This is a genomic window from Dokdonia pacifica (assembly GCF_900188275.1).
GTDB lineage: Bacteria > Bacteroidota > Bacteroidia > Flavobacteriales > Flavobacteriaceae > Dokdonia > Dokdonia pacifica.
Genome location: NZ_FZNY01000009.1, coordinates 1 through 25,396, shown reverse-complemented (window position 1 = coordinate 25,396; position 25,396 = coordinate 1). Strand labels below are relative to the sequence as shown.

Genomic DNA, 25,396 nt, shown 5'->3' with positions numbered 1-25,396 from the left:
CGAAAATCACTCAATTACCTTGCTAGGTTATTCTCCACTTTCAAAAATACGTCTTGCTTCTAGTTGTACATTCATATCATGCACGCGCCCATCTACTTTACGTTTAAAATCAGTATCGGCAATGGTAGCGACATTATCTAGATAACGCACTACTTCCTGACGACGAATATCTGAGAAGTTCAAGCCTTTCATGTTTTGCTTCATCAAGTCTTGTAATAGCACGAGTTTGCTGTCATAGTCTTTTTTGAAATACGCCGATGGGTCTTCAAACCACTGTTCAGGTAAATCAAAATCGGTGAGACGTAATGAGATAGCACTTTGAATATTACGAATATCTCTCGAAGAGAAAAACGGAAATGCTTTTTGAATTTCTTTATATAACTCGGCAAAAAATAAGTGCTCTGTTTGTTTGTGTTTAGAAGCGACTTGCTCATATATCTCTAAAACTTTAGCCTCTGTTGGTTTCTCGCTTTGGTTTAAGATTTCTCCTAAGTTTTTAGCAAGCCCTTGTTCGCTTAAGAACTCATATTTCTCTGGGTTGGTCATATTGATAAAGTCGGGCATCGACTTTTCTAGCTTATTCCACCAGATATAATCTTGATCTATAAAATCAGGAATGGTACGAGCGCCATCTATTTTAAAACGTCCTTGTACACGTGAGATCACGGCTTTATCCAACATCTCTGGAAGATTGGTAAACAATCCAATGGAGCTGTTTCCATAATTAATGGCATACGCACCTTCTGTATACCGCAAGAAAACGCCAATCACTTCTTTAACTCCTGCCGAAACGCCTTGTGCAGTACGCTCTTGTAAATTGTTTTCTGCATCATCAATAGGAGCAAAAATGAGTCGTGAAGGGTCTTGCATAGGTTTCATCCATTGTACCATTTTTTCTGCCGATCCTCCTTGGAAGGTAGAGATTAATGTATCTGGCATAGGGTGAAATAAAAATGGAATATCCAGATGATCACAATGTTCTTTTAATCGTGTGGCAATCGCAGCAATGAGCATCGATTTTCCAGTTCCTGGAATTCCATATCCCATAAAAACAGGCATAAAACCACCTAATTCTTGAAATGGATTTTTCTTTGCTTCAAAATCATAGCTCAACATACGCTCCGTCAATCGGCGAGCGAAATGCTTAGCATCGCGGTTTCCTACAATTTCTTCAAATTGTATTTTATTAAATTCAACACTTACCGCCGTGCCTTCAAATACATTTTCCCATCCAGAGACAGCAAATTCACTTTTTTCTAGTTTATAGGTTCTATCAGTAATAGTGTCTGTATATTCTAACGAACCGATACGTTGTTGGATCTCACTAATAATGGCTTCAAAAAAGACAACCGTAAAATCTAAAACATCGGCATCAGATTTTATGATATCTGGATGACTCAGGTATTTGTCATAATAAAAAAGCATACAGGAAATCCCTTTCAACGGACTCATAAACGAGAGTTCAGGAATGCCTGCAAATTTGTTTTTCATAACGCTCAAATCGTCTGAAGCTGCTTCTTTAATATCAAATAAAATGCGGTAGGCTGTACCATATAGCATAAAAGCGGTAGCCGTATGCATTTTTGACTCATACTCACGTCTTCCACTGTTATCTAATGTAGATTTACGTTCGTTTAGAATTGATAATCCAGAGGCATCAAAATAGCTATCCTTTAACCAGATTCCTGTGGTGATTCCTTCTTGTAGTGCATATAATGCTTGATTTAAATGCAACGGAATAGCTACAGAGTCGGGTAGGAGTCTCTTTTTGAGTGCTAATATGGTTTTAGAAACTGACGTGACATCACTTCCTCCACCGTTTGTAGCTTTAGAGAGATACAATAAGATTGACTCATCTTTTTGATTTTTATCACGGCGTTGCGCTTTACTACCTTGTTCCCATTGTACACCTTTTAAATACGATGTAGCTTCATCACGTAGGGTGGCAAGTTCGCTTAATTTTATAGGGAAAGTTGTGTTGTGTTCCATAGGTTATAATTTAAGTGTTGCAATTTCGATAGGGTCTCTGGTGAGTCCGTAGACTTTATCCGGAATTTTATCGTAGAGTAATTGCATCACTCGATGTGATGTAAATAAATAATTTTCGGGTCTTTTATTTTCCCAGACTTGAAGGTGTTGTTTATTAAAGATGCTTCCTTCTAAGATACTGTCTTTAGAAAATGTTTCATTCACCGTAATAGATATTGCATATGCAGAAAGATCTAAGCTTTTTTCAACGATAGACTGTAAGATTGCATGTGTGACTTGCAGCTCGTCTTTAGCAAATACATTATGTACCGGACCCAAATCTATTTTCTTTATTCTTTTAGGTAATAGATTTGGTAATTTTTTATCGATGGCATACGCCATACTGTCTAAGGTGATGCTACGATCTGCCGTAGCTTCGAGTACTTTATAGATATCTTCGATATACTCTTCCATGTCTACTTTATGTAAATCGAAATACATAAAGCAAATAAAAGGTCTGTTGACGCCTACATCATAAAATGCCCAGCTTACCATAAATTCTGTATCTGCCGAAGGTGCTGTTTTAATCACCTTCCCTTGTACAAAACGTTTGAATAAGTATTTACTTTCTACCGAAGTATAATAGACTATAGAAGATGCTTGATGTAATTTCTTATCAGAAATAGGTTCCTTGTATTTTAAGAGTGTTTCTAGAAATTCCTCTTTTAAGGTTTCTACTGCAGGAAGTTTTTGAATGTATTCATTTTTAAGCTCCATATCATTTACGAGATATCGAAACTCAGAATAGTTAGGAAGTCCAGACTCGGTAAGATCTACCTTCATTTTTTCTTCATCATCAAAGAGGTACTTTACTCTAAATGCTTCTAAGGTATAGGTAAGTAAATCACAATACTGCTTGATATAGGTAGTCTCAGAAGGTGTACATAACTGCTCTTCTTTGAGCGCCTTGACAAGCTCATCAAATGCGTGTTTTACAATTTTAAAATACACCTTGTATTGCTCCTTGTTTTCTAAAGTAGCACTATCTAATGGCGTTATGATTTCGTTTATGGGCATTTAGAAGGGTACTATTAATTAAGATTTCATTTTTTTAAATGGGATGAATTTTAATGCGAGTCCTAAACCAATTGCGCATAAAACACCCGCAAGTGTGGTGAGGGCAGTATGGTTAGCGAAAAAAGACATTGCTATTCCAATAAGTATAATTCCGATTCCTATACATTGTGTTTTATTCATAGTTCTTTGTGCCTTTCTTAATTATATAAATATTTAGCATTTGTATTTATTTTTCTTCCTCTAAGAAAACCAAAATCTGGTTCTTCTTTAGCTTTATACATTCTATAAATCCTAATAGGTAAAGAATCTCTTGGTGGTGGCATAGGAACTAATTTATTTCTTTTAGCAGCATCAGTTTCAATTGTTACAGATAAATATTGAGTGATTATAGAATCTGGAATCTTTTTGTCTGCAAAGACTCTTATATGAAACCTATAATCATGATATTTATCATGCATTAGTTCTTGCCGTTCATCAGGATGAATACTATCTTTAAACGTCAAGATATCAGACTTAAAATGATTTAAATTATCAGAAAGCTCTGTTTTTCCAATAATGTTATTACCAGAATATCCCATAAATACATTAAGCCCGTGAAATTTACTAAGTGTCATTTCTTCTACAGCATCGTCATCTGGTAATGAAAAATCAATATTATATCTTTTAGTAAGAAAATCTATATAATCTTTTGCTTTTAGTAAGCTGAAATTAAATTCTCCATACATACTATGATATATTCCATACAGACTATCCTTATTATCAGTGAGTTTGTAATCGATGGTAATTTTATTAATAATATTTCTAGGTATTCCTAAAGAATCCCAATGAAGAGTAGGATACCCAAATTCAATTTTTGATTTCGTTGCATTCCATTCAACTTTTTCTTTATCTTCTATTGTTATATTAAGACTATCTGGATAAAACTCCCATTTGGTATTCCCAGAGTTTTGAATTTCATACCATCTCCCGTTTAATTGTCTTTCAGATAAATTTTGACCACAAGAAAGTAGTGAAATGACCATCAAAAAGAGTAGTATGTAAACCGGTTTTTTCAAATTAGTATGAGCTATTTTGTTACTTAAGAACTATGACAACACACCCCTCGATCCCCTCTTTCTAGAGGGGAGGTTTATAATGAGGTGTTATGGTAGTTGTATACGCTTTGCCGCTTTGCTCTTCCTATTAGTTGTGAACCTACCTGCCGGCAGGCAGGTCTCAGAAGTTCGATTTCGCGAAAGCGTATTTATAAGATTACCCTAAAAGATCATCATCTCCAGCATCGTCGTTCTTTTCTGGAGTTGGCTCGCCATCACCAGCAGGTGCATCGCCATCGGTTGCATAATACTCTTCAAAGATTTCTTTCATATCAATTCCATAACGGTTGGCAAAATCTTTCTGAATATTAGCATCTTTCTCACGAATTTCTTGCAATGACTCAGCATAACTGCTGTATACTCCTTGCATTACTTTTTCGTGTACTGGGATGTTGTCCATCATATCCTGACGTGCTTTAGAACTAGCGGTATGCATAGCAGCCAATGTTTGTCCAATATGCTCATCAGTCTTCACACCTAAGTGTTCTAAGATCGCAGCAAATTCCTGATCGGTACGTGCTTTTAAAGCCACCACATAACCATCATAATACTTTAAACGCTCATCGGTATCACTTTTTAGCTTTGCTCTATGTGTTTGTAAGTTACTACGTAATGAAGTCAATACTTTAATTGTCAAGTTATGTTTGTGTACAAAACTATCTTTACTCGCAGCAAGGGTGGTGTAGGCATTTTTCAGCCCTTCCAGTTCTTCTACTTTTTGCTCTAATTCTGTGATTTTTGCAATCGCTTCAGAGTACTCTGTAGATTGTTTATCTGTTACTTCTTCAAGAGCTTGACGTGCCTGCTTTAAAAGGGCATATTGTTCTTCGAGTTTATCTTCTGTTTCCTTTTTCTTTTCAAGGGCTTTGTTGTGATTTTTACTCGCTTCAACAATTGCTACTTGCAGTTTGTCTTCTACTTCTTTGATTTCTACCTCACGATTTTTAAGACGTGTTACTGCAGCTTGAGATTTGTAAGAAAGCTCATTTAAAAGTGTTTGAATATCTGCCGACTCAATACGCTCTTGAAACATTTGCTTCGCTTTTAAATCTGCTCCGTCACGTATTTTTTGCTTAGCCGCGAGTTCTTCTATTTTCTTTTGGATTTTTGCTTTACGTCCCCAAAGGTTATTCCACCAATTGTCTTTTACATTTTGAGCATCTTCCAGTTCCATCTTTGCACGCTCTAAAGCTTTTTGTGCATCGTCTATTACTTTTTGCTCATTGGCATTTAGGGTAGAGAATTTTTCAAAAATAATACCTACCTCATCTTGATAATCGGTAAGGTCTTTAATTGCGTCCAGCAGTGATGTTCTGTCTTTTTCAGCCATTCCCACCACATCATCTAGTGTTGCGTTTAGGATTTTCTGGCGCATTTCAGGATCGTCTTCCTGAGCAAGCTTAGATTTCATAGTATCTACAGCTTTCCCCCAGTTTACATCTACTTTTTCAGTTTTTTCTTGAGACGCGTCATTGGTTTCTAATAAGTCAAAATCATCAGACATAGGTATGGATAGTTTTAATTGTTGAACGTACTTAAATTGAAGGTTCAATTTCGGTAAAAAAATTGATTTACGGAATTCCTTTTTTCAAAAGCTTTCTTGATTAGTAGCAAAAAATGGAAAATGTTACACTATACTAGTGATAGTAGTCAATAACAACGTTTTTTTAGTGTTAAAGTGAAGTGATATTTAAGCTTGATATGGAGAAAGTTGTGTTTTTATACGCTTTCGCGAGATCCCTCACTGCCCTTTGGGCATCTCTCCCAGAGGGAGAGAAAGACATTATGAAGTTCTTTATTAGTTGTCAACTATGACTAAAGACTAACAACTATAGATTAAAAAATTAATGACTCCCTGCGTCAAACTCACGCATCCATTTGCCTTGTACTTTTAGTACTTGCTCAATGACATCACGTACACAGCCTTTTCCGCCATTTTTGTGTGATATATATTTGGAGACTTCTTTGATCTCTTTGACAGCATCTTGAGGGCAAGCGGGTAATCCCACCATTTTCATCACAGGATAATCTGGAATGTCATCTCCCATATATAAGATGTTTTCTGTTTGGATATTATGTTCGTTGATGTATTCTGTGAGTTGGTGTACCTTTTGATGTGCTCCTAGATAGACATTTTTGATCCCTAATCCTTGTAAACGATGACGTACACCTTCATCTGTTCCTCCAGAAATAATGCATACGTTATAGCCTTCATTAAGAGCTGTTTTTAAGGCGTATCCATCTTTTACATTCATCTCACGATGCATTTGTCCGTCGGTGGTGATTTTTAAAGTTCCGTCAGTAAGGACGCCATCTACGTCAAAAATAAAAGTGGTGATTTGGTGAAGGTATTCTTTATAACTCTTTTCCATAATGTGCTATAATAGATGCTGTAAGGGTTTGGTATATTGATTTATGGTCTTCTTGTTGGAGCATATCTAAGTGCTCATTGATCACTTGTGTGTCATTCCGTTTTGCAGGACCAGTTTGTACATCGCTAGGGGAGTGGTCTATGGCTTTTTGGGCTGTTTTGCCTACCAACGCATGTAATAACTCAAATGGAATTTGATGGGTATCACACAGCTCTTGTGCAATAGTATAACAATGATTGGTAAAATTATTTACAAATACAGCTGCCAAGTGTGCTTGTTTTCTCTGATGACTATCTATGTGATACACTTTTGTGCTTAAAAATAGCGCTAGTTTTTGAAGTATATCCAGATCGTCTTTGGTTGTTGCTTCTATACAAATAGGAATGTTTGTAAAGTCTACGGTATCGTTTTTAGAAAAACTCTGTAACGGATAAAAAACACCTTTACGGTTTTGAGAAATCGCTTCGATGGTAATGCTTCCTGATGTATGAACTACTAAGGTGTCTTGGTAGGGAACTAAAGTTGCTACCTTTTCTATCTCATTATCTGATACAGCAATGATTGTAACCGTAGCTGGTTGTAGCGCATCTATCGTAACAACGTTTTCTGCTAAATGCTTAAACTTTTCTCTTTTTTCTGGAGAACGTCCTGCTATTTGTTGTAGTGTACACTCAGGTATTTTAGCCAAATGATTTGCCAAATGCCATGCTACGTTTCCAGTTCCGATAAGGTTGATCGTCATCATCGCGGTAAAAATAGGGCTTTTGTTGGTATTATGCTATTTGTGAGAATGGGTATTTGGGAAGTCAATCATGACAATAAAGCCATCTATTTCTTAACGAATATTAACAGGGTGAGTTATACGATTATTTGCCTTCTGTGGGTTATCTTTGCACTCGGAAAATTAGCCAAACGCTATGCAAAAGAAAATTGTAAATTTTTTATTCTCCACTCGATTGATGGGAATGCTTTTTATAACCTATTTTGTCGCGATGGCAGTAGGTACTTTTTTAGACCGCGGACAAGACACGTCTCCTACACCGTACTCCCGTGTTTGGGTTTATAATTCTTGGTGGTTTACATTAATACATATTTTATTTGTTATTAACTTCTTAGGGAACATAGCAAGGTTTAAACTCTTCCGAAAAGAAAAAATCACCACCTTAATTTTTCATATTTCTTTTATTTTTATTCTTATAGGTGCTGGTATTACACGATATATAAGCTTTGAAGGAGTGATGCCTATCTCTGAAGGAGAAACAGAAAGTACGTTTTTAAGTGAAAAAACATATTTAGAAGTTCTTGTGCAGGGAGAGATTGATGGACAACCTATGCAAAGAACATTGGATAAGGAGTTAATGCTTTCGCCAAGGCTTAGTAACAACTTCACTTGGAATACAGACTTTAATAATGACCCTATCAAAATAACCCACAATAAATTTATAGGTGGTGCAGAAGAAGGATTTATAGAAGATGAAGCAGGAGATCTCCATCTCAAGATAGTAGAGACAGGCGATGGAGGTGGAAGACATGAACATTTCCTTAAAGAAGGGGAACTTGTCAATATGCATAATGTGCTTTATGCTTTTAACAAACCTACAGATGGCGCTATCAACATAGGTTTTGATGGTGAAAATTATACCATACGATCTCCTTTTGAAGGAGAATATAAGGTGATGGCTACACAAACAGATTATACGTTTGTAAAAGATAGTGTGCAGCCTTTAAAATTACGATCACTTTATAATTTACAAGGAATTCTTTTTGTTCTTCCAGAACCTGCTGTAAGAGGTAGATCTGGTATTGTAGAAAAAGAGTTTAAAGAAAAAAATCAACAAGATGCCTTGTTTGTAGATGTTACGGCAAATGGCGAAACAAAAACTGTTGGACTCCTTGGAGGGAAGGGATATAGTAATAATAAAAAGGAAATCGAAGTAGGTGGTTATAAGATGTATTTGTCTTATGGAAGTAAGTCTTTAGAGCTTCCTTTTTCAATCAAACTAAAAGACTTTATTGCAAAAAAATATCCAGGCACTCAAAGTAGTTACGAATCTTTTACAAGTAAGATTACGGTAGAAAGTGATGAAACATTCGATTATGACATTTATATGAATCATGTCCTAGATCATAAAGGGTATCGTTTCTTTCAGGCGAGTTTTAAAGATGAAGAGCGTACCACCATACTCTCAGTGAGCCATGATTTCTGGGGAACATGGGTTACCTATATAGGGTATTTCTTATTATATATTGGAATGATGCTTATCTTATTGGATAAAGGTTCTCGATTTGGGGATTTAAAGAAATCACTAAAAAAGATTAAGGCCAAAAAAGAGAAACTTACGATACTTCTTTTGGTATTCGCTTTCGCGAAAGCGGAAACAGCTTTTTCACAAGACATCAATACATCGGCCGTAGTGATTCAGGATACAATTGCGAGCTTGGAAGAAAAGCAAGAACCTATTCTCCCAATTTTATCTTCTGGAGATGATCATGTAGATCATCAAAATACGCAACCTACAAAAACACAGATAGACTCGGCTATTGTAGCTAATGCAGTTCCTGCAGAACATGCCGCCAAGTTTGGACGTATGATTATACAAGATGATAGTGGGCGTATGATGCCTATCAACACGTATGCGAGTATGTTGCTACGTAAAATAAGCCGTAGCGATCAATATGCAGGACTGAATGCAGATCAGGTATTGCTCTCTATGATGGAAAATCCTATTATCTGGAATTATGTAGATGTCTTGTATCTTAAAAAGGGGAATGATAGTATTCGTAATGTGATAGGAGTTCCTAGTGATGTAAAGAATTTTAAAGTAATGGATTTCTTTACTGATGACTTTAAGTATAAATTAGAACCTTATTTAGCACAAGCGTTTAGTGAAGCAACGCCTACTGTAATTGATAAAGAATTTAGAGATGTAGCCTTACGATTAGGGTTATTAGATAGAACATTATCTAAGAAAATTTTAAAAATACTTCCTAAACCTAATGATTCAAATAATGAATGGATTTCTCCAATAGCTGCAGGAGATGGTGGTTATAGGGCTACAGATTCTGTGATTGCACATCAGATTTTCCCGGCGTATTTATTGAGTCTTCGAAAAGCAAAAGTAGATGGAGATTATTCTGATGCGAATAAGATTTTGGAAGGAATAGAAAAGTTTCAAAGAAGATTAGGAGGCGATATCATGCCTACGGCAGAAAAGATTGATGCCGAAATCTTGTATAATAACAATGATCCTTTTACAAAGCTATACTGGATGTATATGCTTGCTTCCTTTTTTATGATATGCTTTGTCATTGTTGAAATTTTTAGTCCTAGTAAGTTTGTGTCATTTATGGTGAATGCAGGACTCGTCATGATTACACTTTTATTTTTATTACATACAGGATCTCTTATATGGCGTTGGTATATTTCTGGCCATGCTCCTTGGAGTGATGCCTATGAATCTGTACTATATGTGGCATGGGCAACCATGTTCTTTGGATTGGCTATTTCTATTCAGGACTGGACGGCAACAAGAAAAGTGTATTCTATTCATAAGGTAAATAAGTTAATGACTCCATTTGCTATAGTTGGAGCTGGTTTGGGGGCTTTTGCAGATATTTTGGTAGATAAGAAAAGTTCAGCACTGGCAGTTTCAAGTATTGCCTTTGTGACAGGATTTATTTTATGGGCAGCGAGTATGAATTGGATGAATCCTGAGATTGCAAACTTACAAGCCGTTTTGAATAGTTACTGGCTAATGATACACACAGCAGTAATCGTAGCTAGTTATGGGCCTTTTACTATTGGAGCTATTTTAGGAATTGTTTCCTTACTACTAATGATCTTTACAACTAAAGAGAATAAAGAAAAAATGGATCTTAATATTAAAGAGCTTACCGTAATTAATGAAATGGCGCTTACTGTTGGAATGGTACTACTTGCTATTGGTACTTTCTTAGGAGGACAATGGGCCAATGAAAGTTGGGGACGTTATTGGGGTTGGGATCCTAAAGAAACGTGGGCGTTAATCTCTCTAATTGTATATGCTTTTGTGATTCATATGCGACTCATTCCTGGATTACGAGGAAGATGGTTATTTAACTTATTAGCGATTATATCTCTAGGAAGTGTACTCTTTACGTACTTTGGAGTTAATTTCTACTTGTCTGGTTTGCATGCATACCAAAGTGGAGGTGATATTGCTAATCAGAAAATTATCATATCTGTAGGTGTTATTGCAATTCTAGGATTTTTATCCTACCGAAAATATGCTAAGTATTACAAAAAGTCTTAACTAAAAAGAGTGGTTGCTTCTTGATCAGATTCAATACCTAATTTTTGGTATAAATTTGAGGTTACTGTTTTTAATTTTTCTACAGATAGGTTGTGCTTTGTAGCAATACGCTCGTTTGTCATCCCTTTAGAAATACCATCCAGTACTTTAATTTCAATATTCTCAAGCTCAAATTGATGGATGAGTGATTCTAAATATTGATCATTAGAGTCTTGCACATTTTTATAACTATTCAGTTGTGAGAGGCGTTCTAAATGCATCTTTATTTGATGCTTCATGATCACAGTTTTGCCTTGTAACTTTCTGAAACTAAATATTAATGCAAGTGCTATTAATGTAAAATTAATTAATGATATAATGCTAAGTTGAAGCGAGGAGAGATTAAAGATACTCATCCCAAGACCGTGCAATAAAAAAGCATCAGTCAGTACAACAATATCTAACGTATAAATGGCAATCATTATAGGTAGATATTTTGTGTTTTTCGCATTATATAAAGTAAGTGTCCATAATAGTAAAACACTTAATACGGTTGTAAAATCAGTTAATAAAAAGCTCCAATGTGTGTTTGAAATCCAATAAATGCATAAGGAAACAAATGAAATGCTACTTAATATCACAAATATGGTTTCTATTGACTTTTTATTCTTTTTTATTTTTAAATATCTAAATACATAACCTGTAGCACTAAGGCCCACTAGGAAATGTCCAAATAACTCCACACTACTTATGATGCTTGGTTTTGCATTAAAGAAATATAAAATATTATCTCTTGTCATAATAGAGATGCATACAGCAGCAATGAGAATCCCATAAAAAAGGAATTGCTTGTTTTTTGTAGTAATCAGAAATATAAGTGTAGCTAATAAGAGTGCAAGGGCAGTACCATAGAAAAAGCCAATTCCTAAAAAACTATTTTTTTCATGTTTTGCAAAAGCTTCTTCATCTAAGACTTCAATTGGAAAATGAGCTTCTAATGGAAAATCTACTTTAAGAAATAATGGGTATTGTACTGTTTTATTTATAACAAAAAAGGATGGATATCGAGTTGCATTCATTAATCCGATTTTGTTTCCATTGGCATCCTGTAATGATGCTTCTTTAACATGAGATGTATGTAATTCTATAATAGACCTAGGCAGATCAATAGCATCTATTTTAAACCAATAGATGCCATTGTCTGTTCCAAGATTTATATCCTCTATAGGAGAGAATTCTATTTCTTTAAGTTCTGATATCGTATTCTGGTGATCGGTAGTAGCTTTATAATAGGAAATTGATTCCTGTGATACCCCTCCAATCACAAAGAATATACTAACGATAAAAAATATCAATCGCATTAGCACATAATTATATGGGTGCTAATATAGTGATATATATTAACAAATCAACACTTGATCGATGTTTTTGTGTATTTTATCTATTTATTTGTAAATTTTGTAGGAATTTTATAATTCTCCTACCATGTCTTCAGGTTTCACCCATTCATCAAATTCTTCTGGAGTTACATAGCCTAAATTAACAGCTTCTTCTTTTAATGTTGTGCCATTTACATGCGCAGTATTTGCAATTTCTGCAGCTTTATAATACCCTATTTTTGTATTAAGAGCGGTAACGAGCATTAAAGAATTATCAAGTAATTCTTTAATTCGTTTTTCATTAGGCTGTATTCCTGAAGCACAATGCTCTGAAAATGACACACAGGCATCTCCAATAAGTTGAGCAGATTGCAATAAATTTGAAGCCATTACAGGTTTAAATACATTTAATTCATAATGCCCTTGTAATCCACCTACGCTAATAGCAACATCATTTCCGATAACTTGTGCACATACCATGGTTAATGCTTCACATTGTGTAGGATTCACTTTACCAGGCATGATAGATGATCCAGGTTCATTAGCAGGAATGGAAATTTCTCCAATTCCGCTACGTGGTCCTGATGCCATAAGTCGTATATCATTTGCAATTTTATTAAGCGAAACGGCTAATTGTTTAAGCGCTCCATGCGTTTCAACAATAGCATCATGTGCAGCTAATGCTTCAAACTTATTATCGGCAGTACGAAATGGAAATCCAGAGAATTGAGCCATATATTCAGAGACACGTTTTGCATACCCTTTTGGAGTATTTAAACCCGTGCCAACAGCTGTTCCTCCTAGTGCTAATTCGGCAAGGTGATCTAATGTATTTTCTAAAGCCTTAATACCATGATTTAATTGTGATACATATCCCGAAAATTCTTGACCTAGTGTTAAAGGTGTCGCATCCATAAGATGCGTACGTCCTATTTTAACTACTTTTTTAAATTCTATGGCCTTTGCTTCTAAAGTATCTCTCAGTTTTTTTACACCCGGTAATGTGATTTCTACAATTTTCTTGTACCCTGCAATATGCATTCCTGTTGGGAAGGTATCATTAGAAGATTGAGATTTATTTACATCATCATTAGGCTGTAATGTTTTTTCTCCTTCTCCTATTACTTTTCCAGCAAGTTGGTGTGCACGATTTGCAATAACTTCATTTACGTTCATATTACTTTGTGTACCTGAACCCGTTTGCCATATTACTAACGGAAATTGATCATCGTGTTTTCCATCCAGTATTTCATCACATGCTTGAGCAATAAGATCTCTTTTTTCTATAGGGAGACCGCCTAGTTCACAATTGGTATAGGCTGCTGCTTTTTTAAGAATAGCAAATCCATATACAATCTCTAAAGGCATAGAAGCTGGCGCTCCTATTTTAAAATTATTACGAGATCTTTCCGTTTGAGCGCCCCATAATTTATCTGCGGGAACTTTTACTTCCCCCATTGTATCTTTCTCAATTCTATATTCCATTGTGAGTTTGTTTTTTTATATGACAAATTTACAAATTTCGGTTTCAAATCTACTGTCAATAACCTGTCAATAAATCTGAAATTTCTGTTGTGAAAATAGAATTTAATACGGTATCTTTGACCAAAATTTAGAAAACACATTACTCATGTTTGATTTTGATCAATATTTAGGATTTCTTGCATTCTTAACGATATTAACTATTGGTTTTTGGTTAATGATATTCTTATTAACCTTTGTGATCCCTTACTGGGTAGGAGGATCTATTATAGAAATGGTTAAAGAAAAAATGGAAGCTCGTAAGGCTAGAAGAGAGGCATAATCCTTTGAGATATATAATATACTTGAAAGACTAACAGCAATGTTAGTCTTTTTTTATGCCTTTATTTCATAATAAGGCGCAACCTTTTTCTAGATGTGACGATATATACATATAAGATCAAATAAAGATCGTTTATTTTCTGTGTACGCTTTCGCGAAAGCATATATCTAAGAATAGTAAAACGAATGGTTTTGATCCTAAAGTAATATCCTAATTATGAATAATCCTTTTTTTATGACATTTAGAAATTTCCTTTTAAGCATAAGTATTCTTTTTTGTTTGGTAAGTTGTGACAATGAAGATTTAGATGATCTTTTTCAAATCACCGAAGCCGAATTGATTGCAGAAGATTCTGATTTATTTTCTCTTATGGATCGAATCACAACAGATGATCCTAATGCAACAGATGTAACCTGTATAGATTTTATTTATTCATTTACGGTCGTTATTTATGATGAAAATATAGAACTTCAATCTTCTGTTATTGTAAATAATGATCAAGAATTTAGTGATGTATTAGGAACTGTAGAAGACGGACAATTTATTAATGTGAGTTTCCCTATTACCAGTCAACTGGATGATGGAACGACATTAACCATAAATGATAAAGACGAATTAAGAGCTGCGATAGATGCCTGTATAGAAGTAGAGCAACAAGTGATTATTGGGAATGCAACATCTTCTGCAGTAGAGTGTGTATGGGAAGTTCAAATTCCAGATGATGTTGTGTTTAATACCTATGTAGATGCCGTTTTTAAACTCTCTGGAGCTGGTGTAGTTGAATTTTTCTATAGAGGAGATAGGTATGATGGTACTTGGATTTTTTACTTTATAGAAGACGAATTACATTTAAATATCAATCTTGATACTGATGAAGTAGTAGGGGAAGATTGGAACTTTGATTGGAAAGTACGCTCTTTATCTAACGTTATGATAGGTATTGAGAATGATACAGAAACTCAATTTATATTACAAAAAGAATGTGAAGCTGGAGCCTATTGTACCACATTACTTTTTGAAGCGTGTGAAGAAGAAGATATGCCCGGAGTTGCATCTTTTGTACTAGAAGATTATATAGAATGTATTATTGTGATCGCTGCTCCACAGCCAGTAGTAGATGATATGGGCGAATTACCAGACCCTATTGAGTGGCAAATTACTTTTTATGATACACAAATAGATGCAGATGCTGCTACAAATCCAATTCCAGCAGATGTTGCTATTATAACAGATGTAAGAGAGATTTACGTACGCATAGAAAACCCTGAAACATTAGAATTTACAACAACAATGATAACACTCCAATCTATGGAGTGTGAAGAGTAGTTTCTTCAAGTTTATGTATTTATATATGCAATGGCTAGATTATTTTTATAATCTAGCCATTTTTTTATTTGCTTGTGTATAAGATTTTATGGCTATAATAGTAGAATACCTTGGGGTACCACTATGTATATATGCTTCAAATCATTAAATTTGCAACCTCGATAATTAAATATCGAAATTCAATTTTTCAGTAGTAAGATATGTTTGATAATTTAAGTGATAAGTTAGATAAAGCGCTCCACGTACTTAAAGGACACGGGAGTATTACAGAAGTAAATGTTGCAGAGACACTTAAGGAAGTGCGTCGCGCACTTATAGATGCCGATGTAAACTTTAAAATTGCTAAAGATTTTACCAATAGAGTAAAAGAAAAGGCACTAGGTCAAAATGTACTTACAACATTACAACCTGGCCAGCTTATGGTTAAGATTGTAAAAGATGAGCTTACTGAGTTAATGGGAGGTGATGCTTCTGGAGTAAATCTTTCTGGAAATCCTAGTGTTATTTTAATGTCTGGACTTCAGGGTTCTGGTAAAACAACATTTTCAGGTAAACTAGCAAACTTCCTTAAAACTAAGAAAACAAAAAAACCATTATTGGTTGCTTGTGATGTGTATCGTCCAGCGGCGATAGATCAGTTACACGTAGTTGGAGACGCAATCAAAGTAGATGTGTTTTCCGATAGAGGTAACCAAGATCCTGTGGCTATTGCAGAAGCAGGTATTGCTTTCGCGAAAGCAAACGGACATAATGTAGTAATTGTCGATACGGCGGGTCGTCTTGCAGTAGATACTGAAATGATGGACGAGATTGCAAATATCCATAAAGCAATCCAACCTCAAGAAACATTATTTGTTGTAGATTCTATGACAGGGCAAGATGCAGTAAATACTGCAAAAGCCTTTAATGATATTCTGAATTTTGATGGTGTTATCTTAACAAAATTAGATGGTGATACACGTGGTGGAGCTGCTATCTCTATTAAATCTGTAGTAGATAAGCCTATCAAGTTTATAGGTACTGGAGAAAAAATGGAAGCGATAGATGTATTCTATCCTTCTCGTATGGCAGATCGTATCTTAGGGATGGGAGATGTTGTTTCTCTTGTAGAGAGAGCACAAGAGCAGTTTGATGAAGAAGAAGCACGTAAACTTCAAAAGAAAATTGCTAAAAACCAATTTGGGTTTGATGATTTCTTAAAGCAAATTCAGCAGGTGAAGAAAATGGGTAATATGAAAGACCTAATGGGGATGATACCTGGTGCTGGAAAAATGCTTAAAGGAGTAGATATTGATGATGATGCCTTTAAACACATAGAAGCAATTATTCATTCTATGACTCCTGCAGAACGTACAAATCCTTCTGTAATTAATTCTAGTCGTAAAAAACGAATAGGAAAAGGATCTGGTACTTCTGTACAACAGGTAAATCAATTACTGAAGCAATTCAATCAAATGAGTAAGATGATGAAGATGATGCAAGGTGGTGGAGGCCGTAAGATGATGCAGGCTATGAGTAGAATGCAGAAGTAAATTTATACACTTCCAGTAAGCAGTTTTTAATAGTAACCTCTTAACTAAATACCTTAAATATGACAATCCTAGATGGTAAGAAAACTTCAAATGATATAAAAAACGAAATCAAAGTAGAAGTTGATAAAATGAAGGCTAATGGAGAAAAAGTCCCACATCTAGCTGCTGTTATAGTTGGTAATGATGGTGCAAGCCTTACCTATGTAGGAAGTAAAGTACGTGCGTGTGAACGTGTAGGTTTTGAATCTACATTGGTGAAAATGTCAAGTACCACAAGTGAAATAGAGTTATTAGATAAGATCGAAGAACTTAACAATGATGCTAATATTGATGGCTTTATTGTACAATTACCATTACCACCACAAATAGATACGCAAAAAGTACTTCTTGCTGTAGATCCAGATAAAGATGTAGATGGGTTTCACCCAACTAACTTTGGAAAGATGGCATTAGATATGAGTACATTTATTCCTGCAACTCCTTTCGGAATTCTAGAATTACTAGAACGTTATGATGTATCAACCAAAGGAAAGCATACAGTTGTGATAGGGCGTAGTCATATTGTAGGTCGTCCCATGAGTATCTTAATGGGACGTAAAGGTTTTCCAGGAAACTCTACAGTAACCCTTACCCATAGTCATACTAAAAATATAACACAAATTACATCGCAGGCTGACATCATTATTACAGCATTAGGGGTTCCAGGGTTTTTAAAAGCAGAAATGGTAAAAGATGATGCGGTGATTATAGATGTAGGTATCACACGTGTTCCTGACGAAACAAGAGAGCGAGGATATTACATTACAGGAGATGTAGATTATGAAGCAGTAAGTAAAAAAGCATCTTATATCACTCCAGTACCTGGAGGTGTAGGACCGATGACTATTGCGATGTTACTTAAAAATACGCTTTTAGCAAGAGAGCGTCATAGAGCTATGAAATCATAACGAATTATATTACTACTCTATAAGAGTTATAAGAAATAGTATAAGACTGATCAAGAAATTGATCAGTTTTTTATTTTTCAGAAGCCTCCATAGCAGCAAAGGCTGCACCAATTAATCCTGCATGGTTTCTGGTTTTTGCAGCATCAAGAGGAACCTTAGTGGTTAATACGTGTTTAAATGTATCAATATGTTTACTAATACCTCCGCCTATGATATAGTAATCAGGTGTGCAAACTAGTTCTACTTGTTTTAAGAAAAAGTCAAAACGTTCAGCCCATTCTTCATAAGAAAGTTCTTCTCTTTTTCGTGCAGAGTTTGCAGCATAAAATTCAATAGGCTTTTTCTTGTATTGGATACGTCCTAATTCAAAATTTGGAATTAACTGTCCGTTATAAAAAAGGCCACTACCTATACCTGTACCCACTGTGATTACAGCGACAAGTCCTTTTTTTTCTTTTCCATTACCAAAACGCATTTCTGCAAGTCCTGCCGCATCGGCATCATTAATAACTGTAAAAGGAAGCCCTGTTTTATCTTCAAATAGCTTGTCTATTTGCACATTAAGCCAGCTTTTGTCCATGTTACCATAAGCCTTGGCTTGTCCATTTACAATAACCGTTGGGAAGCCTACACCTACAGGTCCTTTCCAATTAAAATGATTAATAATTTCCTGAACACATTCAGCAACGGCTTCAGGCGTAGCGGGTTTTGGAGTAGGTATTCTAAAGCGTTCTCCTAGATAATCTTCTTTTTCTAAATCTACAGGAGCACCTTTAATTCCAGTCCCTCCTATGTCAATGCCTAAAATTTGCATAGAGTTCGTAACTTTTTGTCAACCTGCCGAAGATAACTAATTTCAATAATATGAATAAAAGATCGAGAGGTTTTCAATAAATATATTTATTAATTTGTTTATTGCTAGTTGATTATGTGTGCTTTTTTGGAAGTGTAAAGTATACGCTTTCGCGAAAGCGTATGTATGTACATCATCAAATAAAATGAATGCCGAAGCATTAGATATTTATAGATCCAACCATTGCTTAAAGGACGCGGCTTTGTTTTTTCCAATAATAATATCTATTTCTGATGTAGGGTTTACTTGTATTTTAAGTTTACTATTCCCAAATTTTGTGATGGTTTCTATAGCAGAGATTGCTACAATAATTTGCCTATTAGCCCTAAAGAAGGATTTCTCATCTAAGTAGGAATAAATTAAATCCATGCTTTCACTAGAGGTAGAGCGCTTTCCATCTTTACGTACAATATATGTAATCGTGTTTTCTACATATATATACGAGATGTCTTCTGTAGCTATAGGGAGTAATTCATTACGAACATAAGTAAGAATACGTTGCTTTGTAGTTGTTTTTGATATTTTGGTTTCTTCAGTAGTAACGATTGTTTCTGTTTGTTCTTCGGCTAGTTTTTGATCTTCTTCACGTTCACGATTAAAATCAGATAAGTTTTTCTGATAATTTTCTAAAGAAGCATTAAGTTTAGATAAATTAAGAACACCATCTTCAAGCTTTGTGTTTTTAAGCGCTAGTTGTTTTTCATAATAACTACTTATAATACGTATCGTTCCTAAAAAGAACACTAGAGTGATAAGACCAATAATTATAAATGCAATGTATATCTGACTGCGTATAACACTTGCTTGATTAATTACCTTCTCTTTATTGATATGACTAGCGATTATCCAATCAGAATCTGTAACATACGTTAGCTTAATAATTTCTGAAGGAATGATAGAATCAGTTTTTTTAAAAACCATATCATATAAATTTTCACCTGTAAGCTCATTCTGTACACCTGGGGTTAGCCCATCACTCTCAGGTGGAGCACTACCTATGCTTTTTTTGTCTGGATAACAAATGTATTTACCAGACCAATCTAATACGGAGTTAAATACATTATTAGAATTAGTTCCTTGGATACTTTTTTGAATACGGTCTTTTAATTCTTCTAGTTTTACTTTATCTGATTTTACAGTAATGCCTTCACTCATAGTTGCAATAATGCGTGCTTCTTGTTGTGCGGCTTCTATATCATTCGATAAGGCATTATTCATACTTAAACGCATAAAAAATGGTGTGGCTATAAGTATTATAATAATATACAATACAGAAAGGCTTAATGCTGTGTATAAATAATATGGATGATACTTCATTCAAAAAGAGTATTAATTAACATATAGCTAAAATAATACATTGCTGTAGATGAAGCTGTTTTTTAAAGTTTTGAGATTCCTTTTTAATGATAAAAATTCCGTTTGAGCTATTTTGCACCTTTTAAATAGGGCAATACTAGTTAAGGTGCGTTACATTTGTGGTGGAAATAATGATTTTAGTTTCTGTTGGTTTCTTATTAAAGAAAACAACTTTTTAAAAAAAACAAAAGCTTGAAAAGTAATTCATATATTAAAATAAGTCTATTCATTATTGTCTGCATTGCAGCAGTGATAGGATTATATGCTGTTTTTAATTATGAAGGTATCGATACTAGAGAAGCAAAAACTGAAATGAGTATCACAACAAATGAGTTATTTAAAAACTTTAATAACGAAAAAGAAGCTTCTTTTGAACAATACATAGAGAAAGCACTTGAAATAAAAGGAACATTATATCAAATTACCTATAAGAATAATAAATACTCACTACTCTTAAGAGGGAATCAAATAGACCAACTTGTATTATGTGAAATGCAAGTAGATCAAGCCCCAATAGTCGAATCACTCAAAATAGGAGATGAGGTAATGGTAAAAGGAATACTTAAAGGTTTTTTAATGGATGCAATTTTATTAAATTGTATCGTCATAGAAGAAGTCAATGAATAAATTACTACTATTATTTTTTGCAATTTATGGGATAGGTTTTGTAAATGCCCAAGACCAGCACATTACAAGACAGGGAGAAATTACATTCTTTTCATATACGTCTGTAGAAAATATACAAGCCACCAATAATCAGGTGTTGAGTATTTTATATACGACCAATAAGAAAGTGGGTGTGCAAATTTTGATGCGTGCTTTTGCATTTGAAAAATCACTAATGTATGAGCACTTTAATGAAAGTTATATAGAATCAGATTTATATCCTAAAGCTACTTTTGAAGGAGATATTATTGATTTTGACCCAAACCAGGAAGGATCACAAACTAGGATTATAAAAGGAGAGTTTACCTTAAGAGGTATTACAAAACCTGTAGAAGTTAAAGCTACCATAGTTAATACAGATGGAATCTATAGTATTACTGGGACAATAGATGTACCTATTAAAGATTATGAAATCAAAGTACCTCCAATACTATCTCCTAATATTGCAAAAAATATTCAAGTATCTTTTAAATTTCAATATGCACCTAATGAAAATCAAAAGTAAATTTCTGTATACACTGTTGTTTTTGAGCATGGTCAATATGATACATGCACAAGATATTTTAAAGGATTTAGAAGCTGCATCTGTAGAAGAATCTCAACCTACAATTGCTACTTTTAAAGGAACACATATCTCTATAGGACACTCAGTAGAAACCCGTAAAAAAGGAGTTTTAGAAATATCTTCGATGAATCGTTTTTGGAATAGACCTATCCCAGATTCAGAACGTGTACAAACATTTGCAGCCGATAAATGGAATAGTAGAATAGGAGTAGATTACGGAATTTCAGATCGCTTAACTACTGGAGTAGGTTATGGTACAGGATACAGATCTATAGATGCATATGCAAAATATCGCTTGTTTTATCAAAGAGACTCAGGGTCTAAATTTCCATTTAGTATCACTCTTTTCCAAGGTGGTGTTTATAGAAATAAATCTTCTTTTAAAGGAGTATTATATGATATAGATGATCCTACTATGATGAGGGAAGTACCATCAAAAAATAAATTTGCAGCCACTACACAATTATTAATTGCAAGAAAATTTACTAGAAATTTCTCATTTCAAATCGCACCTACATATGTTTACAGAGCAGAAGATGAGCTTGTAGATGGTGCAAATCCTAATCATTTTGCATTAGGTTTTGGAGCAAGATATAAAGTAAGTAATCATGTTTCTATTGTGTCAGAGTATTATTATGTAGCAAATCCCGTAGACTTTGTAGATACATACGGCCCATTTAGTTTAGGAGCAAATTGGGAAGTCTCAGATTTATTATTACAATTCAAACTGACAAATGCAAGAAATCTTGTAGAAGATAAATTCATCATCAAAACAGAAAACAATTTCAACTTTAGAGATGGTAATCTTCACTTTGGATTTCATGCCACCTATTTTATTCAATTATAGACATACATAAAACTACATTCTTTAGATGGGATACAATTTATTTTGTATCCCTTTTTTGTTTGTACATAGTTTGTAATACCTATTTTTTCTTTGCTCTATTCCTATTTTAAAATATTCTAAAAAGTAGTTTATAGTTAATCACTCACTTTTAAATAGTAAATAGCATATATACGCTTTCGCGAAAGCGTATACTATCATAATACAGTTTCATTATAACATTATTGAAGAATAAGCGTATCTGCTCGTATAACCTGACTTTTTCCATAAGGTTTTACACTAATCCTTTGTAAGCCTAGGTATATCAAGGCTTAAAAGAATTCCTTTTTAAAGCTATTTTTTCCACATCACACATCTTTACTTGTAATAAGGTGCTTTCTCATAGTTTATTTGCATCAGAAAAAGAAACGAAAAGAAATTCAAAATGAAAATTAAAAGCCGCCATATTGATCGTAAGGAAAATAAGAAACCTATAATTCCTTTAAATCAAATTACGCTTTAAAGATAGTTAGTGTTTGCGTTAGCTAAGTTGATTTGTTGATTTGAAATTGACTGCCTAATGATATGCTATGATCATTAGGTAGTCATTCATCAAAAAAATTAGACTACTAATGTAAACGCCATACAATTACCAATGTTTAATCAAATAAATTTTTAAAAACTACTATTAAAAAAATTACTTGTCATGAAAAGAAAACTATTTAACATGAGTCTCTGGCTTATTATGGTGTTATTCTCCATAAATGCTTTTGCTCAAGCAGATCCGGTTTTTACCAGCCTGAATCCAAACTCACAAATGGTAACCATCACCAATTCTGGTGATACAATGGTTGATATAGGAAGTTATCAATTATGTACTAATGGATTTAGATATGATTCTGTAGGATCATTAACTACAGAGAGTACGATGCTAGCTGCAGGAGCCTCTATTACGGTAACGTGGAATGATATTCCAACAACCGGAAGTGGTACTTTAATGCTATTTACAAATTCTAGTTTTGGATCTAGTAACCCTGACATTCTAAGAGATTATGTACGTTGGGGAACAGGTGCTGGATTTAGACTTGCTCAAGGAGTAAATTCAGGAAGATGGAGTCGTTCGACTGCATCAGTTTCATTTACATGCCCTCCATCTGATGTATCAGGAATTATTAATACTGATGGAACTAGAGGTGGTAACCCAGGAGCTTGGGGAGATGCCGATGCAGGTGTTGTAAGTCTTGATGTAAATGCTACGAATGCTGCAGGAGGAAATACAACTAGTATTGACGGAGAGTTTGAAGTAAGTATCTGTGTAGATGGAAATCCTGATCCTGTAGTTGTAAATCACGTAACAGATGCAACACGTTCATATCTATATGTAATCACGGATAACAGTCCTGAAGAAACGATTCTTAATATCGTAGCTACAAATGAAATTAGCCTTGATGGAGCAGGTCCTGGTACTTGTCTTATTTGGGGATGGAGTTATTCTGGCCTTGGAGGTCAAGCTGGAGCTCTTGCTACATTTGGAGGAGGTCCATTACAAGCCTTAAGAGATGCTGATTGTTCTGATATATCTCAAGAATTTATTACTGTTGTAAGAGAAGAAGCAGACGGAGGAACAGTATCAATAGATTTAGACGCGACAGGAAATCCAAATGGAACAACAAGTTTCAATGGAGATACAGAAGCTGTGATCTGTTTAGATTCACAAGCAGACCCTATCGTAGTAGCACATGAAAATCCAGGTGCAGAGAACTTATCATACAGATATGTAATTACAGATGCAGCAACAGGCTTAATCTTAAACGTAGTTGCTACCAACAGTATTGACTTAAACGGAGTAGCAGCTGGTGTATGCGAAATCTGGGGATGGTCTTACAGAGGTGTTCCAGGAAACGGATTAGATCAAATCGGAGAGCCACTTTCGGCACTAGACGATTTAGATTGTTCAGATATTTCAGACAATGCAGTAACGATTATCAGAGAAGCTGCAGATGGCGGAACAGTATCAATAGATTTAGACGCAACAGGAAATCCAAATGGAACAACAAGTTTCAATGGAGATACAGAAGCTGTGATCTGTTTAGATTCACAAGCTGATCCAATAGTTGTGGTACACGAGAATGATGCACCAAACTTATCATACAGATATGTAATTACAGATGCAGCAACAGGCTTAATCTTAAACGTAGTTGCTACCAATAGTATTGATCTGAATGGAGTAGCTGCTGGTGTATGCGAAATCTGGGGATGGTCTTACAGAGGTGTTCCAGGAAACGGATTAGATCAAATCGGAGAGCCACTTTCGGCACTAGACGATTTAGATTGTTCAGATATTTCAGACAATGCAGTAACAATTATCAGAGAAGCTGCAGACGGAGGAACAGTATCAATAGATTTAGACGCAACAGGAAATCCAAATGGAACGACAAGTTTCAATGGAGATACAGAAGCTGTGATCTGTTTAGATTCACAAGCTGATCCAATAGTTGTCGTACATGAGAATGATGCACCAAACTTATCATACAGATATGTAATTACAGATGCTGCAACAGGCTTAATCTTAAACGTAGTTGCTACCAACAGTATTGACTTAAACGGAGTAGCTGCAGGTGTATGCGAAATCTGGGGATGGTCTTACAGAGGTGTTCCAGGAAACGGATTAGATCAAATCGGAGAGCCACTTTCGGCATTAGATGATTTAGATTGTTCAGATATTTCAGACAATGCAGTAACAATTATCAGAGAAGCTGCAGACGGAGGAACAGTATCAATAGATTTAGACGCAACAGGAAATCCAAATGGAACGACAAGTTTCAATGGAGATACAGAAGCTGTGATCTGTTTAGATTCACAAGCTGATCCAATAGTTGTCGTACATGAGAATGATGCACCAAACTTATCATACAGATATGTAATTACAGATGCAGCGACAGGCTTAATCTTAAACGTAGTTGCTACCAACAGTATTGACTTAAACGGAGTAGCTGCTGGTGTATGCGAAATTTGGGGATGGTCTTACAGAGGTGTTCCTGGAAATGGATTAGATCAAATCGGAGAGCCACTTTCGGCATTAGACGATTTAGATTGTTCAGATATTTCAGACAATGCAGTAACAATTATCAGAGAAGCTGCAGACGGAGGAACAGTATCAATAGATTTAGACGCAACAGGAAATCCAAATGGAACGACAAGTTTCAATGGAGATACAGAAGCTGTGATCTGTTTAGATTCACAAGCTGATCCAATAGTTGTGGTACACGAGAATGATGCACCAAACTTATCATACAGATATGTAATTACAGATGCTGCAACAGGCTTAATCTTAAACGTAGTTGCTACCAACAGTATTGACTT

At 34.8% G+C, this 25,396-nt stretch carries 19 protein-coding genes and 1 pseudogene; 9 read left to right on the top strand and 11 right to left on the bottom strand.

What is annotated here, in order from left to right; genetic code table 11:
• Positions 1 to 27 precede the first annotated feature (27 nt).
• From CHB80_RS21135 to CHB80_RS21110, 7 genes are all read right to left on the bottom strand, one after another.
• A complete protein-coding gene (locus CHB80_RS21135; protein ID WP_089373512.1) occupies positions 28 to 1,989 on the bottom strand; it encodes an AAA family ATPase in 1,962 nt (653 codons plus the stop codon).
• A 3-nt stretch (positions 1,990 to 1,992) separates the two neighbouring features.
• Positions 1,993 to 3,045, bottom strand: coding sequence for a hypothetical protein (locus tag CHB80_RS21130; RefSeq protein WP_089373511.1), 1,053 nt, complete (start codon positions 3,043 to 3,045; stop codon positions 1,993 to 1,995).
• Positions 3,046 to 3,063: 18 nt separating this feature from the next.
• Positions 3,064 to 3,225 (bottom strand): hypothetical protein, encoded by a 162-nt coding sequence (locus CHB80_RS24785; RefSeq protein WP_179218233.1) that lies wholly within the window; start codon positions 3,223 to 3,225, stop codon positions 3,064 to 3,066.
• A 17-nt stretch (positions 3,226 to 3,242) separates the two neighbouring features.
• Entirely contained in the window at positions 3,243 to 4,067 is an 825-nt protein-coding gene (locus CHB80_RS21125; protein WP_089373510.1) for a hypothetical protein, read from the bottom strand.
• A 229-nt stretch (positions 4,068 to 4,296) separates the two neighbouring features.
• On the bottom strand, positions 4,297 to 5,643 hold the full coding sequence (locus tag CHB80_RS21120) for a coiled-coil domain-containing protein (RefSeq protein ID WP_089373509.1): 1,347 nt from the start codon (positions 5,641 to 5,643) through the stop codon (positions 4,297 to 4,299).
• Positions 5,644 to 5,983: 340 nt separating this feature from the next.
• The gene (locus tag CHB80_RS21115; protein ID WP_089373508.1) at positions 5,984 to 6,511 is read right to left on the bottom strand and encodes a KdsC family phosphatase; all 528 of its coding nucleotides are present in this window, start codon (positions 6,509 to 6,511) and stop codon (positions 5,984 to 5,986) included.
• Positions 6,495 to 7,256, bottom strand: a complete 762-nt coding sequence (locus tag CHB80_RS21110) for a Rossmann-like and DUF2520 domain-containing protein (protein WP_089373507.1) — start codon at positions 7,254 to 7,256, stop codon at positions 6,495 to 6,497. Before CHB80_RS21110 ends, CHB80_RS21115 begins: the two co-directional genes overlap by 17 nt.
• 172 nt (positions 7,257 to 7,428) lie before the next feature.
• Here CHB80_RS21110 and ccsA point away from each other — a divergent pair, with 172 nt between their 5' ends.
• A complete protein-coding gene (gene ccsA / locus CHB80_RS21105; protein ID WP_089373506.1) occupies positions 7,429 to 10,803 on the top strand; it encodes a cytochrome c biogenesis protein CcsA in 3,375 nt (1,124 codons plus the stop codon).
• Here the strand turns inward: ccsA and CHB80_RS21100 are convergent.
• Entirely contained in the window at positions 10,800 to 12,143 is a 1,344-nt protein-coding gene (locus CHB80_RS21100; RefSeq protein ID WP_089373505.1) for a LuxR C-terminal-related transcriptional regulator, read from the bottom strand. The genes ccsA and CHB80_RS21100 overlap by 4 nt on opposite strands.
• A gap of 108 nt (positions 12,144 to 12,251) precedes the next feature.
• On the bottom strand, positions 12,252 to 13,646 hold the full coding sequence (gene fumC, locus CHB80_RS21095; protein WP_089373504.1) for a class II fumarate hydratase: 1,395 nt from the start codon (positions 13,644 to 13,646) through the stop codon (positions 12,252 to 12,254).
• Between the two features lie 145 nt (positions 13,647 to 13,791).
• Here fumC and CHB80_RS24780 point away from each other — a divergent pair, with 145 nt between their 5' ends.
• The 4 genes from CHB80_RS24780 to CHB80_RS21075 all read left to right on the top strand — a co-directional run bounded on the left by CHB80_RS24780 (position 13,792) and on the right by CHB80_RS21075 (position 17,770).
• Complete coding sequence (locus CHB80_RS24780) at positions 13,792 to 13,965, top strand: hypothetical protein (RefSeq protein ID WP_089373503.1); 174 nt, start codon at positions 13,792 to 13,794, stop codon at positions 13,963 to 13,965.
• A gap of 216 nt (positions 13,966 to 14,181) precedes the next feature.
• Entirely contained in the window at positions 14,182 to 15,291 is a 1,110-nt protein-coding gene (locus CHB80_RS21085) for a hypothetical protein (protein ID WP_089373502.1), read from the top strand.
• Positions 15,292 to 15,491: 200 nt separating this feature from the next.
• Complete coding sequence (gene ffh / locus CHB80_RS21080; RefSeq protein WP_089373501.1) at positions 15,492 to 16,823, top strand: signal recognition particle protein; 1,332 nt, start codon at positions 15,492 to 15,494, stop codon at positions 16,821 to 16,823.
• A 59-nt stretch (positions 16,824 to 16,882) separates the two neighbouring features.
• Positions 16,883 to 17,770 carry a bifunctional 5,10-methylenetetrahydrofolate dehydrogenase/5,10-methenyltetrahydrofolate cyclohydrolase gene (locus CHB80_RS21075; RefSeq protein ID WP_089373500.1) on the top strand — a complete coding sequence of 296 codons (888 nt, stop codon included), beginning with the start codon at positions 16,883 to 16,885 and terminating at the stop codon, positions 17,768 to 17,770.
• Between the two features lie 70 nt (positions 17,771 to 17,840).
• Here the strand turns inward: CHB80_RS21075 and ppgK are convergent, their stop codons facing one another.
• Both ppgK and CHB80_RS21065 read right to left on the bottom strand, forming a co-directional pair.
• A complete protein-coding gene (ppgK, locus tag CHB80_RS21070; RefSeq protein WP_089373499.1) occupies positions 17,841 to 18,584 on the bottom strand; it encodes a polyphosphate--glucose phosphotransferase in 744 nt (247 codons plus the stop codon).
• 207 nt (positions 18,585 to 18,791) lie between these two features.
• On the bottom strand, positions 18,792 to 19,940 hold the full coding sequence (locus CHB80_RS21065; RefSeq protein WP_089373498.1) for a LytR/AlgR family response regulator transcription factor: 1,149 nt from the start codon (positions 19,938 to 19,940) through the stop codon (positions 18,792 to 18,794).
• 231 nt (positions 19,941 to 20,171) lie between these two features.
• Between CHB80_RS21065 and CHB80_RS21060 the strand changes: the two genes are divergently transcribed.
• The 4 genes and pseudogenes from CHB80_RS21060 to CHB80_RS21045 form a co-directional block, all read left to right on the top strand.
• Positions 20,172 to 20,606: an OB-fold protein gene (locus tag CHB80_RS21060; RefSeq protein WP_089373497.1), complete on the top strand. Its 435-nt coding sequence runs from the start codon at positions 20,172 to 20,174 to the stop codon at positions 20,604 to 20,606.
• Entirely contained in the window at positions 20,599 to 21,150 is a 552-nt protein-coding gene (locus CHB80_RS21055; RefSeq protein ID WP_089373496.1) for a YceI family protein, read from the top strand. Before CHB80_RS21060 ends, CHB80_RS21055 begins: the two co-directional genes overlap by 8 nt.
• A 37-nt stretch (positions 21,151 to 21,187) precedes the next feature.
• Positions 21,188 to 22,057, top strand: a complete 870-nt coding sequence (locus CHB80_RS21050) for a DUF5777 family beta-barrel protein (protein WP_229746829.1) — start codon at positions 21,188 to 21,190, stop codon at positions 22,055 to 22,057.
• A gap of 682 nt (positions 22,058 to 22,739) precedes the next feature.
• Positions 22,740 to 25,396 (top strand): annotated as a pseudogene (locus tag CHB80_RS21045) (hypothetical protein); the annotation flags it as partial.

What these genes read in the sequence shown, in the direction of transcription:
- CHB80_RS21135 (WP_089373512.1), bottom strand. Translation starts at nt 1,989, where the DNA reads ATGGAACACAACACAACTTTCCCTATAAAATTAAGCGAACTTGCCACC.
- CHB80_RS21130 (WP_089373511.1), bottom strand. Translation starts at nt 3,045, where the DNA reads ATGCCCATAAACGAAATCATAACGCCATTAGATAGTGCTACTTTAGAA.
- CHB80_RS24785 (WP_179218233.1), bottom strand. Translation starts at nt 3,225, where the DNA reads ATGAATAAAACACAATGTATAGGAATCGGAATTATACTTATTGGAATA.
- CHB80_RS21125 (WP_089373510.1), bottom strand. Translation starts at nt 4,067, where the DNA reads ATGGTCATTTCACTACTTTCTTGTGGTCAAAATTTATCTGAAAGACAA.
- CHB80_RS21120 (WP_089373509.1), bottom strand. Translation starts at nt 5,643, where the DNA reads ATGTCTGATGATTTTGACTTATTAGAAACCAATGACGCGTCTCAAGAA.
- CHB80_RS21115 (WP_089373508.1), bottom strand. Translation starts at nt 6,511, where the DNA reads ATGGAAAAGAGTTATAAAGAATACCTTCACCAAATCACCACTTTTATT.
- CHB80_RS21110 (WP_089373507.1), bottom strand. Translation starts at nt 7,256, where the DNA reads ATGATGACGATCAACCTTATCGGAACTGGAAACGTAGCATGGCATTTG.
- ccsA (WP_089373506.1), top strand. Translation starts at nt 7,429, where the DNA reads ATGCAAAAGAAAATTGTAAATTTTTTATTCTCCACTCGATTGATGGGA.
- CHB80_RS21100 (WP_089373505.1), bottom strand. Translation starts at nt 12,143, where the DNA reads ATGCGATTGATATTTTTTATCGTTAGTATATTCTTTGTGATTGGAGGG.
- fumC (WP_089373504.1), bottom strand. Translation starts at nt 13,646, where the DNA reads ATGGAATATAGAATTGAGAAAGATACAATGGGGGAAGTAAAAGTTCCC.
- CHB80_RS24780 (WP_089373503.1), top strand. Translation starts at nt 13,792, where the DNA reads ATGTTTGATTTTGATCAATATTTAGGATTTCTTGCATTCTTAACGATA.
- CHB80_RS21085 (WP_089373502.1), top strand. Translation starts at nt 14,182, where the DNA reads ATGAATAATCCTTTTTTTATGACATTTAGAAATTTCCTTTTAAGCATA.
- ffh (WP_089373501.1), top strand. Translation starts at nt 15,492, where the DNA reads ATGTTTGATAATTTAAGTGATAAGTTAGATAAAGCGCTCCACGTACTT.
- CHB80_RS21075 (WP_089373500.1), top strand. Translation starts at nt 16,883, where the DNA reads ATGACAATCCTAGATGGTAAGAAAACTTCAAATGATATAAAAAACGAA.
- ppgK (WP_089373499.1), bottom strand. Translation starts at nt 18,584, where the DNA reads ATGCAAATTTTAGGCATTGACATAGGAGGGACTGGAATTAAAGGTGCT.
- CHB80_RS21065 (WP_089373498.1), bottom strand. Translation starts at nt 19,940, where the DNA reads ATGAAGTATCATCCATATTATTTATACACAGCATTAAGCCTTTCTGTA.
- CHB80_RS21055 (WP_089373496.1), top strand. Translation starts at nt 20,599, where the DNA reads ATGAATAAATTACTACTATTATTTTTTGCAATTTATGGGATAGGTTTT.
- CHB80_RS21050 (WP_229746829.1), top strand. Translation starts at nt 21,188, where the DNA reads ATGATACATGCACAAGATATTTTAAAGGATTTAGAAGCTGCATCTGTA.